Origin of the sequence: Paenibacillus agaridevorans (assembly GCF_003112455.1) — a bacterium.
GTDB classification, from domain to species: domain Bacteria; phylum Bacillota; class Bacilli; order Paenibacillales; family Paenibacillaceae; genus Pristimantibacillus; species Pristimantibacillus agaridevorans.
The window spans coordinates 1-9,135 of sequence record NZ_BDQX01000248.1; the positions used below are offsets into that span (position 1 = coordinate 1).

At 50.3% G+C, this 9,135-nt stretch carries 10 protein-coding genes; 6 read left to right on the forward strand and 4 right to left on the reverse strand.

The window, feature by feature from the left end; translation table 11 throughout:
• Positions 1–73 precede the first annotated feature (73 nt).
• A complete protein-coding gene (locus tag PAT3040_RS21815) occupies positions 74–1,171 on the forward strand; it encodes a DUF3626 domain-containing protein (RefSeq protein WP_108994375.1) in 1,098 nt (365 codons plus the stop codon).
• A gap of 28 nt (positions 1,172–1,199) precedes the next feature.
• Here PAT3040_RS21815 and PAT3040_RS21820 read toward each other — a convergent pair whose 3' ends face one another.
• The 3 genes from PAT3040_RS21820 to PAT3040_RS21830 are packed head-to-tail and all read right to left on the reverse strand — an operon-like array spanning position 1,200 to position 2,402.
• Positions 1,200–1,700, reverse strand: a complete 501-nt coding sequence (locus PAT3040_RS21820) for an SRPBCC family protein (protein ID WP_108994376.1) — start codon at positions 1,698–1,700, stop codon at positions 1,200–1,202.
• 2 nt (positions 1,701–1,702) lie between these two features.
• On the reverse strand, positions 1,703–2,044 hold the full coding sequence (locus tag PAT3040_RS21825; protein ID WP_108994377.1) for an ArsR/SmtB family transcription factor: 342 nt from the start codon (positions 2,042–2,044) through the stop codon (positions 1,703–1,705).
• Positions 2,045–2,066: 22 nt separating this feature from the next.
• Positions 2,067–2,402: a DUF1801 domain-containing protein gene (locus tag PAT3040_RS21830; protein ID WP_108994378.1), complete on the reverse strand. Its 336-nt coding sequence runs from the start codon at positions 2,400–2,402 to the stop codon at positions 2,067–2,069.
• A 215-nt stretch (positions 2,403–2,617) separates the two neighbouring features.
• On the opposite strand from PAT3040_RS21830, the gene PAT3040_RS21835 reads away from it, so the two are divergent.
• The 4 genes from PAT3040_RS21835 (at position 2,618) to PAT3040_RS21850 (ending at position 7,553) form a co-directional block, all read left to right on the forward strand.
• Positions 2,618–3,550, forward strand: a complete 933-nt coding sequence (locus tag PAT3040_RS21835; protein WP_256976132.1) for an ABC transporter permease — start codon at positions 2,618–2,620, stop codon at positions 3,548–3,550.
• Between the two features lie 22 nt (positions 3,551–3,572).
• Positions 3,573–4,484: a carbohydrate ABC transporter permease gene (locus PAT3040_RS21840; RefSeq protein ID WP_108994379.1), complete on the forward strand. Its 912-nt coding sequence runs from the start codon at positions 3,573–3,575 to the stop codon at positions 4,482–4,484.
• A gap of 82 nt (positions 4,485–4,566) precedes the next feature.
• Entirely contained in the window at positions 4,567–6,171 is a 1,605-nt protein-coding gene (locus tag PAT3040_RS21845) for an ABC transporter substrate-binding protein (RefSeq protein ID WP_108994380.1), read from the forward strand.
• A 17-nt stretch (positions 6,172–6,188) separates the two neighbouring features.
• Positions 6,189–7,553, forward strand: coding sequence for a hypothetical protein (locus PAT3040_RS21850; RefSeq protein WP_108994381.1), 1,365 nt, complete (start codon positions 6,189–6,191; stop codon positions 7,551–7,553).
• Positions 7,554–7,647: 94 nt separating this feature from the next.
• Here the strand turns inward: PAT3040_RS21850 and PAT3040_RS21855 are convergent, their stop codons facing one another.
• The gene (locus PAT3040_RS21855; protein ID WP_108994382.1) at positions 7,648–8,055 is read right to left on the reverse strand and encodes a tellurite resistance TerB family protein; all 408 of its coding nucleotides are present in this window, start codon (positions 8,053–8,055) and stop codon (positions 7,648–7,650) included.
• Positions 8,056–8,230: 175 nt separating this feature from the next.
• Here PAT3040_RS21855 and PAT3040_RS21860 point away from each other — a divergent pair, with 175 nt between their 5' ends.
• The gene (locus PAT3040_RS21860) at positions 8,231–8,710 is read left to right on the forward strand and encodes a DinB family protein (RefSeq protein ID WP_108994383.1); all 480 of its coding nucleotides are present in this window, start codon (positions 8,231–8,233) and stop codon (positions 8,708–8,710) included.
• Positions 8,711–9,135 lie beyond the last annotated feature (425 nt).

Here is a 9,135-nt window from a genome sequence, read left to right on the forward strand (position 1 = left end):
CCCCCCCCCCCGGGGGGGGGGGGGGGGAGTTGCTCCGCGTTTTTCATGAATCATTATTATGGAGGTTGAAAAAATGTCCAATAACAGGCAACTTACACATGCACAAAACTTATCCATAAAATATATCGGAGAGCACGCATTTTCCAGAAAAGAAGAAGCTATAACCCTAATTAAAGAAATTCTGCAGATGTCAAACATTCAATGGGACATGTATGAGAATGCTCTTGCCAAACTGCGGACTAACGCGAGGATCGCATTGCATTTTCATCCTGATCGACCGCTTGCAGATATGAAATGTGTGGCGCAAGCATTGCTTGAACAAGGCGCCTACAGGAGTCAGTTCGAAACACATATTTCAAATGGAGGCCTTTCGGCTTACCTGGGAGGAGCGCGTGATCTTTGGGAGAAGAACCTGTTCAACGGCGCTTATCATATAGACGGTGCTAGCATAAGCGAACGCCCAAAGTATGGGGCGCTTGACGTCATGTTACACGCCGATGGTCCTTCTCCACGATTTGGATCATGTTTTTTTCTCCTCTCGCCCAGTGTATCCAGTCGCTCAACATACACTTATGGAGATTCCAACAATGATCGGCCTGAAAAAGGTACGCTTGAGGAATTCGATATCGTAATAGCAGCACTATTAAATGATGTTTTTTTCCGCGAGTCTGCTTTAGGAGAACGGGATGTAACCCCCGGGAAATTGATCGACCATCTTTTATACAATCTTGATCAACCCTACCGATATTCTTTAGATGACATACCTAGACGCAACCTTAACCACTATATCGAGGCGCAAATTCACGGTGATATTTCCCTAGCAGTTGACGTTGAAATGCTGGTTGCCGATTCTTCGTTTAAAGGGACGCAAGTAGGCAGCCTTTTAGAGCAACTATGTTTAAAATATTCGATCAAGCTAATATGGAACATAGGGCCTTATTTGTTGGTTGAAGAAGTGCCCACGGACTTCAGGGGGCCGACCATGCCCTCATTAGCCAAACGGATAGCGAAGAATGGGTATATTGATGCCAGTATAATCGGGGAAGCTGTAAATGATTTGAAAAGCAATCCCACAAAATGGTACGACAGAGGAAGCTACGCAGAAGTGCTCCAAGAGTTAAAATTACTATGGCATGTATTGGTTCGATTTGGGAAACCTTCCACAGTATAACGCCGATTAAAGGGGAGATGGGCTGACGTTAAAGTTGGCTGGACAAATAATTAGCCAGTTGCTCGAACGTCCCCTCCATACCCTTTGCGGCCATCGGAGCCATTGCATCATAGGCGGCTTGTTCTTCGTCGGAAGCATTCAGCGGTCCGCCTTGAAGCGTCAGTACGGTCTTACCTTCGGATTCTTCAAGGGTCAGGACGTTAAGGATTTCGAGCGGCCATTGCGGGTTAAACGGAGCGCGGATGGTGTTCCCATCTTCGTCAGAGAAAGATTGAACCCATACAAGTTTCTCAGGGGGCTGGACCTCCTGGTAAACAAACTTGCCCCACATGATGTGCTGTCCGTCCGGCGACTTCTGGCATCCGAAAAACATTCCGCCCGGGCGAACATCCATCTTTACGACTTCGAGGGTAAAACCCTGAGGTCCCCACCAGTTGCCGAAGTGATCAGGTTCGGTCCATACTTTGTATACCAGCTCGCGCGGAGCGTTAAATTCACGTTTTAGAAAAACTCCGTTTGGGTTGCTCATTCTTATTCCTCCCCAGATTTAATTATTGTCTTTGATTTCTGCAATTCCTCTAGATAGTCGGCTAAACGGTCGAAGCTCACTTCCCACAATTTGCGGTACGATTCCAGCCATCCATCTAATTCCATCAAAGGTTCTAATCGCAGGTGACAGATGCGTTTATTTGCATCTGGCCGCATGTCTACCAAACCCGAATCAAGCAAATATTTTAAATGTTTGGATGCCTGGGGCTGCTTTAGCTGAAGTCGATCCGCGACTTCCCCGACCGTAAGGGGGCCGTTACCTAATAGTTCAACGATCTTCAATCGGGTGGGTTCTGCAAGAGCGTTCAAAGTTGTCGTATTCATGATTCCCTCCCGATTATGGTTTTTACAGCGTGCCGGAAGCTTGTTTTAGAAGTTCCGACAACAGCGGAAGATCCGGAGAGTCGCCTTCCCGTAATTTGACCCACTTTCGTTCGGCGGGACCATCGAATGTTTTAGGAAACTCTATGCCGTTTGCATTCATAATCATAAAAGCAATTGCGTCTTTAGAGGGCGAAATAACGGCAGCATAGTGCCCGTTTTTCAGAAAATGCGGCTTCTTATATTGAATCCGTTCTTCTGCTTCCGGAATTGTTTCGAGTACTAAATTACGCAGTATCGAGCTGATGTCCGATTGCCATTTTGGCAAGTTTTCAATATAGGCTGTTACTTCTTGGTTCATTCGTTCGTTCCCCTCCAGTAGGAAAAATTTTCTTGCTTATACGTTAAATATACCTCTACAGGAATATTCCTGTCAATGCATGTTTAGAAGTTTTTCTCATGACATTCGGACAAGTCCGACCTCGGCTCACTTCCGTCACAAGGCAGCTTCTATTGATCATCGTATTGGAGGATGGGGTGCCCTATACTGAAATCAATCGAGAGGAGTGAAGGCTGGTGAAGGAGAGAACGGGGATTGCGTATTTCATCCATTCTCTATGGAAGTTCAGATTTTTGACGATCATGCTGGTGCCCACGTTTATCGTGCTGATCGTCAACAACTACTTGCCGATGTTCGGGGTGTTTATCGCATTTAAAAATATCAATTATATCGACGGTATTCTCGGAAGTCCCTGGGTCGGATTCCGTAATTTCGAGTTTCTGTTCACGTCAGGCTCCCTTTGGAGAATTACACGCAATACGGTGTTGTACAGCCTGACCTTTATGGCGGTCAACACCGTGCTGTCCATAGCGATAGCCGTCGCGATCAACGAGCTGCGCGGCCGATTGGCCAAAACGTATCAGACATTTCTCATCATGCCTTATTTCTTGTCCATGATCGTTGTCAGCTATCTGGTGTACGCCTTTCTCAATCCGGATAAAGGTTTTATGAACGCGTCGATTCTCGAATGGTTTGGATTAGATAGAGTTTTCTGGTATTCGGAAAAGGCCTATTGGCCCTATATCCTCATCCTGGTTAATGCGTGGAAAAATGTCGGCATCGGAGCGGTCATCTATATCGCGGCAATTGCCGGAATCGATCAAGAATATTACGAAGCCGCGGTGCTCGACGGAGCGTCGAAGTGGAAGCAAACGCTCTATATTACGCTGCCGAGCATTCAGCCCATTATTATCATCCTGACGATTCTGTCGATGGGAAGCGTGTTTAATTCCGACTTCGGGCTTTTCTACCAAGTGCCGATGGATTCCGGAGCGCTCTATCCCGTGACCGACACGGTCGACACCTACGTCTACCGCGTGCTGATGGAGCTTAACGATATCGGCATGTCGTCCGCCGCGGCCTTGGCGCAATCCGTATTAGGCTTCGTGCTCGTCCTGCTGACGAATTCGGCGGTGCGAAAAATAAACCCCGATCAGGCTTTGTTCTAGATCATGACAGGAGATGAACTACATGGGCAGTCCGGCTAACAGGCGGGAGAATACGATCTCTCCCGTCGCCAATATGCTGCTAAACGGCATGTTCCTTATTCTATCGTTCCTATGCGTCATACCCGTCGTTCTGGTTATCATCGTATCCTTGACCCATATCGACACCTTGGTGACCGAGGGGTATCAGTTTATTCCGGATAAGCTGTCATGGATCGCTTACGAGAGCTTGTTCAAGGATTACGGGACGATCTTCCGAGCGTATGCCATCAGCATCGGCATTACGGTCGTCGGCACCATTGCAAGCGTTCTCCTGATGGCGCTGTACGCCTACCCCATCTCTCGTCAGGATTATCCGTTCCGTACATTCTTCACCTTCGTCTTGTTCTTTACGATGCTGTTCAACGGAGGAGTGGTGAGCAAATATATCATTTTCACCCAGTCGCTGGGGCTGCTAGATACGTATATGGCGCTGGTATTGCCGCTGCTCATTGTTCCGTTCAACGTCATTATAATGCGTACCTTCTTCCAGACGACCATTCATCCCGCGCTGATCGAGTCCGCGAGAATCGACGGGGCGAGCGAATTCCGCATCTTCTTTCGGATCGTCCTGCCATTATCGCTTCCCGTTATGGCGACGATGGCGCTTCTTGGCACCATCTTGTTCTGGAACGATTGGTTCAACTCGCTTCTGTTCATTCGCACCGAAGACAAGTATCCGCTGCAATATTTAATGCTGCGAGTATTAAACGATGTACAGTATCTTCGCAATAACGTGCAATTGGCCGCGCAGAATCCGGAGCTGATGAGCAACCTGCCCGACGAATCCCTGCAGATGGCCCTTGCGGTCGTATGCATGGGCCCCATCCTGCTTATTTATCCATTTTTCCAGAAATATTTCGTCAAAGGCCTCACCGTCGGCGCCGTTAAAGGCTGATCCCGCTGCGGTAGTTCCGGTATGCGGATTGACATTCGCCATGCCGTACTATATGAATCTAATTAATGGAGGGTTATGAGACATGAGACAAAAAAAGTCATTTCTGATTGCGCTCGCAATCATGCTTGCGGCCATGCTGGTGCTGCAGGCCTGTGCTTCCGACGGCAAGGAGGGCGGCACGAACAAGAGCAATCAGGCGACAACCGCGCCGAGCACGGAGCCTAACGCCGGTACAGAGACTAGTAAGCCAGATAATGCCGAGCTTAAGCCTTATCAAGTATCCATCGTCTACTTCGGCACCCCGGAGGCCGACGGCGCGCTCGTCGAAGAGAAGCTTAACGAATTTTTTAAAGAAAAGATTAACGCGACCGTCAAGCTGGTCCCCATCGCCGCAAGCGAGTATCAGAACCGTACCGAGCTGATGATGAATACCGGCGAAAAGATGGACCTTGTATTCTCGGCATCATGGCTGAATTACTTCGGCAACGTGACGAAAGGCGCGTTCCTGGAGCTGGATGAGCTGCTGGACAAGCATGGACAAGGCATCAAGGAAACGTTGCATCCGCTTTATCTGGAAGCGCCGCGCATGAAAGGGAAGCTGTACGCCGTTCCTACGAACAAGGAGATTACGCAGGGGCAATCGTTTACGTACCGCAAGGATATCGTCGACAAATACGACATTCCGATCGAGACGATTAACACATGGGGAGATCTGGAGCCCTGGTACGAAAAGATCAGCAGGGAAGAGAAAGGTATGACGAACCTGTTCCTCGCAGGCGGCTCGGGCAATTCGGGCGGCGGCATCCATATGATGTACGAGACGAATTCCAATTACCGCCCGGTTGGCCCGACGCCAGGCAAGACCCAAATGTTCCTGGTTGACTATACGGCACCCAAGATGGAAGTGAAATCGATACTGGATCCCGAGCTTGTCGATATCGACAAAAAAGAATTCGAGCTGTTCCGCAAGTATTACGAAAAAGGTTATATCAATTCGGATGCGGGAACAAGCAAGACGAGCGCGGCCGACCTCAGACGGCAAGGCAAGCTGTGGATGTCATCGGGCGTATGGAAACCGGGCTCGGACATCGAAGTAAAAATCGCCGACAACAATCTGTACGATTACGTGTCGCATGTCGTGACGGAGCCGATCGTGACGACGGACCTCGCTGCCGGCTCGATGTTCTCTATTTCGAGAACGTCCGAGGACCCGGAGCGGGCGATGATGGTTCTCAACTACTTGCATACCGATCCTTATGTCGTCAATCTGATCGTACATGGCATTGAAGGGAAACATTATAAGAAGGTTGGCGACAACCGGATCGAACCGATCGCCGACTCCGGTTATGGCACAAGTGCTCTGTTCTGGGTAATCGGCAGCCAGATGCTGAACTACTTGAAGCCGGGTCAACCGGACGATCTGTACATCAACTGGAAGAAGTTTAACGATGAGGCGGTTCGTTTCCCGCTCATGGGCTTCGTATTCGACGATTCTAAGGTAAAAAATGAAATTGCCGAGCTGACCGCGGTTATATCGGAATACAAAATTTTGGCTACCGGTGCGGTTGCGAACCCTTCCAAGGTTGTTGACGAACGCAACGAGAAGCTGAAAACGGCTGGTATCGAGAAGGTGCAGGCGGAGCTGCAGGCGCAGATCGACGCCTGGTGGGCGGATAATAAGCAGTAGAAGGAGCTGCGTTTAACATGAAACCGGGACAGTTGATCTATACATTCGTCAGCTACGCGACCCATGTCGACCAGAGCTGGGGGCATGGGATCGCGATCGAAGGGATCGATCGGACGGCGGAGCTCGCTCACAAGCACGGCATTCCGGTTACATGGATCGTCAATGCCACATCCGCTCCGGTGCTCGCCGAACGTATTCTGGGATGGCATGAGCAATACGGAGACGATGTCATTCTTCAGACGCCGTTCTACGCGGATGAATCGGAGCATTCCAGGGCAAGGCTGAAGCAGGCGCTCCAGGAAGGATGGGCCGTGCTGCAAGATACGTTCCCCTGGGTGAAGACCAAGATTGTCGCCAGAGGCAGTATCTATAAGGAGTTTGTCGAGGTGGCCGAGGAGCTTGGCTTCCATGGCATATGGGGATACTGCTGGGAACAGGTATGGTGGGATAACATTACCCACAAGGGGATTCCATGGGGCTCCTGGTATATCGACAGCGGGCGGTTCAAGGCGCCTCATCCTGGCAAGGGCAAGCTGGTCGCCAGCGAATGGACGGCACGCGATCTGCACGCGACGTATCATTCCGGGAGCCCCTGCATCTACTCGACAGATCCCAATGACGTGCTGCGGGCGGGACTTTGCTCAGGCGACAATATTGAATATTGGAAGAAGCTGTTCCATAACTATCTGGATAACACGGCGAATAACGAGCAAGTCTATTTTCTGCAGCAGCAGGAAAGCCACGAGATGGAATATACCGATCGGTTCGCTATCTATCCGGCTTCCCATGTCGAGGCATGCGCCGGCATGCTGGACTTATTTTTCGGCTATATAACTCAATATCCCATTACGCTGACGACGCTGCCGCAGGCCATTAAGAACTATCATGCACGCAATGAGGCTACCGCTCCCGTATACATGCTTACCCGCGATACGCTTGTTCGTCCCGAGGTGAACGATTATACGATGACGTTGGGCGGCACGGCTGCAGGGCCATGGCCCGATACCTTCCATTACTATGATCGTCAATGCCAGATGGCGTTCGTACAAGGATCCTGTGTGCCGGAACGGCTGCGGAGCTACGTCGGCAAGGGAGACATGGGCGATGAATTCGAGGAGGCCGTTCCTCAAGTATTCGTGAGCGGCTACGAGAAGGGCGGGGACAGAATCCGCATGGCGTTCGAGATCGGCCATTGGTCTCCCATTCCGTTCGGGCTTGCCTACTGGGATGATCTAAAGGGGTACGCGGTCCGGTCGGTTACGGCAGGGGTGGAGGCGAAGCTGATTCAAGACCGGCTTGTGTTTCTGCGATTTGATCTAACGGGATCGCCGACGGTCATCGAGCTGGTGCTGGAGAGAATCCTGGAGCGCCCTGCAGGATAGGATAGTGATTGAGAGGAAATAACGAAAAGCCTGAGCCCTTGACGCGAGAATGACTCGCCAGGGCTCAGGCTTTTTGATGAAGAGACGGTATGCGTTAAACGCCAAGCACCAGCTTCATGCCTTCCACTTTCAGCTTGTTCATGCTTTCAACCCAGCTCTTGAACGAAGCAAATGATTCATCATCGCAGCTGAATAGACGCTGCATCTCGTCCGATATCGCTTTTTCCTGATCGTTGTAGTTGCCGTCGGCATAGCTGAGCAGCAGCATCTCCGCGAGAAATATCCGCTTAAGGCGCTCATCCTTAAGGCTGCCGAGCAGGTCTGCGGTCGTCGTCTCGACGTCGGCGGAAGGCTGCCAGTCCGGAAGGCCAAGCTCCACCATCCAACCCTGCAAATAAGTTAACTCGTTACGGTTTACGAAGCCGTCCGACTTCGCGATCCGGTGCGCAAGCTCCAGAAAAGCTTCTTTATGCTCGCGTTCTGTAATGAAATGCAAGAACAAGTACGCTCACCCCTCTATTAACATCCCGTACTTCCTTAAACCTCAAGGGATGATAAGTCAAGTGTAGTGGAGTCTTGTGCCAAATTCAAGTTTAGATCTCGTTCGTCGCGTTTGAATAATCGGTCGGGTCATAATAGAATGGAGGGGACAACTTTTTGGGAGGGATCATCGACAAATGTATCGTACATCGGGTGACTTTATGGAAGACTGGGCAGCTTCGGCTGCAGGAACATTGTCCGTTATGCAGGCGATTTCGGATGACAAAATGAATGCGGCGATCGTAGAAGGCCATAACTCATTGGGCTGGCTGGCTTGGCACTTGGTAAGCACTGCCGGCGCGTTCGGCCGCTTTGCAGGCTTGAATATTCCATCGATCGAGCGCGGTGCTCCAGTGCCGGCGACGATGGCCGAGATCGTCTCGCAATACGAAGCCGTAATCGCGGCTTATGCCAGCGAAGGCTCGAAGCTGACGGATGCGTCGATGACAGAAGAGATTGATACTTTTGTGGGCAAGACGCCTCGCGGCAAATTTCTGCGCAAACTGATCGATCACCAAACGCATCATCGCGGCCAGATGACCGTGCTGCTTCGCCAAGCAGGTCTCAAGGTACCCGGCGTACTGGGCCCGACGAGAGAGATGCAAACGCAGAACTAAGAAGAAGCGGCGCCAACCGAAACGATGGCGTCTATTTCAAGATGGGGGCTATGTGACGCTTGATGCTTGCTCAAAAGTGATAGATTGCCCCCAACTATAAAAACAGCGGCAGCCAAGAACGAGTAAGATCCTTGACTGTCGCTATTTTATAGGATAGCGGTATTCAAAAAGCGATGAAGGATTTGCGGAATAACGCTCAATTTGGTTGGATTAAGCTAATTTATCACAATCACCGAGAATCCCGCTGCCTCTATGCCACCTTACTCACGAAGTGAGAGCGAAGGCGGGGGATGAATCGGGAATTTTGTAGGTGCATTTAGGCGAACGTATGTGCTATTATTGAGAGGTGTTAACAAATGTCTTTCTTGTAGATAGGTGGTGAAACAAGCGATGCTTCATCATAAGGCATTCAAATTTCGTATCTA